At 64.3% G+C, this 2274-nt stretch carries 2 protein-coding genes; both read left to right on the plus strand.

Annotated elements, in window-relative coordinates:
• The first annotated feature begins 71 nt into the window (after positions 1–71).
• Positions 72–1250: an acyl-CoA dehydrogenase family protein gene (locus ACW9I6_RS32115; protein WP_457340233.1), complete on the plus strand. Its 1179-nt coding sequence runs from the start codon at positions 72–74 to the stop codon at positions 1248–1250.
• Complete coding sequence (locus ACW9I6_RS32120; protein WP_003211305.1) at positions 1247–2206, plus strand: D-isomer specific 2-hydroxyacid dehydrogenase family protein; 960 nt, start codon at positions 1247–1249, stop codon at positions 2204–2206. The genes ACW9I6_RS32115 and ACW9I6_RS32120 overlap by 4 nt, the downstream gene beginning before the upstream one ends.
• Positions 2207–2274: the final 68 nt, after the last annotated feature.

A 2274-nucleotide genomic window follows, 5' to 3' on the forward strand; every position in this document is an offset into this window, starting at 1 on the left:
ACGGATGTGCAACCTGACACACCGCTTTCGCGAGCAAGCCCGCTCCCACATTTTGAACGAGTACACCCATCATGAGCCTTTCTTCTCAACCGTCACTGCGCTCCGTGGAAGTGGCCAATTTCGAAGCCTTGCTGGAACGCCTCAGCGCCCAGCTCGCCGCCACTGCACACATCGTTGATGAATGCGGCACCTTCCCCCACGACAACTTCAAGCTGCTGCACGAACACGGCCTTATCGCCCTGACCGTGCCCAAGGCCCTCGGCGGTGGCGGTGCCAACCTGAGCCAGGCGCGCAAGGCCATCAGCGCGATTGCCAAGGGCGAGCCGTCCACCGCGTTGATCCTGGTGATGCAGTACCTGCAACACACGCGCCTGCAAGACAGCAAAACCTGGCCGCCCGCCCTGCGCACCCAGGTCGCCGAAGACGCTGTGCGCAATGGGGCGCTGATCAATGCCCTGCGCGTCGAACCCGATCTCGGCACCCCGGCCCGTGGCGGCCTGCCCGCGACCATCGCCCGGCGTACCGCCGCCGGCTGGCGCATCAGCGGGCGCAAGATCTACTCCACCGGCAGCCATGGCCTGAGCTGGTTCAGCGTGTGGGCCCGCAGCAGCGATGAAGACCCGTTGGTAGGCGCCTGGCTGGTGCCCAGGGACAGCCCCGGCATCAGCATCATCGACACCTGGGACCACCTCGGCATGCGCGCCACCTGCAGCCATGAAGTGGTGTTCGACAACGTGCTGGTGCCGCTGGACCACGCGGTCAGCGTCAGCCCCTGGAGCGCACCGCAGGCGGAACTGGACGGTGACGGGTTCCTGTGGATGTCGGTACTGCTCTCATCGGTGTACGACGCCGTGGCCCAGGCCGCGCGCGACTGGCTGGTGGACTGGCTGGAACAACGCAAGCCGTCCAACCTCGGCGCCGCGCTGTCGACCTTGCCGCGCTTTCAGGAGACCGTCGGGCATATCGACACTCTGCTGTTTTTCAACCGCAGCCTGCTGGACGCCGCCGCCGACGGGCATACGCCAGCGGCCCACGCCGCACAGATCAAATACCTGGTGACCGGCAACGCGATCCGTGCCGTCGAGTTGGCCATCGAGGCTTCCGGCAATCCCGGCCTGTCCCGACACAGCCCACTGCAGCGGCATTACCGCGACGTGCTGTGCAGCCGCGTGCATACCCCGCAGAACGACGCGGTGCTGCAAGGCGTCGGCAAGGCCGTCTTCGCTCAACGACACAAGGAACGCCCATGAGCCAGGTGATTATCGCCAGCCAGCTGGACGAAGATTTCAATCAAGTCATCCGCCAGCGCCTGGCCCTCACGCACCCCGGTGCAGAGGTGATCAGCGTGCCGGCCGGTGTGCCCAGCGACTTGCCGGCCCAGGCCAATATCCTGCTGGCCCGGCCGATCAATGTGCGCGGCTACACCGCGCCCGACACACCGCCCCCGGGTTGGCCGTATGGCGTGCAGTGGATCCAGGTGGTGTCGTCGGGCATCGACTTCTATCCCAGGTGGCTGTTCAACGGGCCGCCGGTGAGCACCTCACGGGGCAGCGCCGCCGAAAACCTCGCCGAGTTCGCCCTGGCGGCAATCTTCGCGGCGGCCAAGCATTTGCCGGATATCTGGGTAAAGGATGCCCAATGGCAGTTCACCCCGTTGCGCCCGCTCAAGGGCACCACCCTGGGGATTCTCGGGTTTGGCGCGATTGGCCGCAGCCTGGCGCAGAAGGCTCATGGGTTGGGGATCAAGGTGGTGGCATTACGCCAAACTGACACGCCGTTTGACGTGGAGGGTGTGGAAGCGGCGCGGGATATCCATGACCTGTTTGCTCGTTCCGATCACCTGGTACTGGCAGCGCCACTGACCGAGGCCACACGGCATATCGTCGATCGGGAGGCGCTGGCGAATGCCAAGCCAGGGTTGCACCTGATCAATATTGCCCGGGGAGGATTGGTGGATCATGAGGCGCTGCTGGAGGCGCTGGACAGCGGCCATATCGGGCTGGCTTCGCTGGATGTGACCGAGCCCGAGCCATTGCCGGACGGGCATGCGTTGTATGGGCATCCGAGGGTCAGGGTGTCGCCGCATACGTCGGCGATTTCGACCAATAGCCGGCATGATATTGCGGACAGTTTCCTGGGCAATCTGGAAAGGTATCTGAGCGATCGGCCGCTGGAAAACCTCGCTGATACCCAACGCGGTTACTAAACCCAACAGAGATCAAAATGTGGGAGCGGGCTTGCTCGCGAATGCGGTGTTTCAGTCACTATCAATGT

The sequence above is a fragment of the Pseudomonas sp. SDO5522_S412 genome (genome assembly GCF_054071215.1).